The sequence below is a fragment of the uncultured Umboniibacter sp. genome (assembly GCF_947497555.1).
In the GTDB taxonomy this organism is placed as follows: domain Bacteria; phylum Pseudomonadota; class Gammaproteobacteria; order Pseudomonadales; family DSM-25080; genus Umboniibacter.
Map to the genome: position 1 here is coordinate 1 of NZ_CANMGY010000039.1, position 228 is coordinate 228.

General features: G+C 53.5%; 1 protein-coding gene. It reads left to right on the forward strand.

Translation table 11 applies throughout. The annotated features are described in order from the left end of the window. Positions 1-228: hypothetical protein (locus Q0698_RS13305; RefSeq protein WP_298637165.1), on the forward strand; the 228-nt coding region annotated here is incomplete at both ends.

Sequence of the window (228 nt, forward strand, 5' to 3'; positions counted from 1 at the left end):
GTCGCCCGGTGGCATAGTGATTGATCTCGCCAGCGATAACGCCAACTACCTTGAATACGTGCAATACCGTTGGGATGCCTTTGGTAATTTGGTCTATCGTCACGATCAATCGGGCAGTAAGAACCTGAAGGAAAGCTTTAGCTACGACATTCTCAACCGCGTGACGAATGCGGCGGTGTCGGGCGATCTGTCCCACGCGGAGACGTTTAGCTACGACGGTCACGGCAA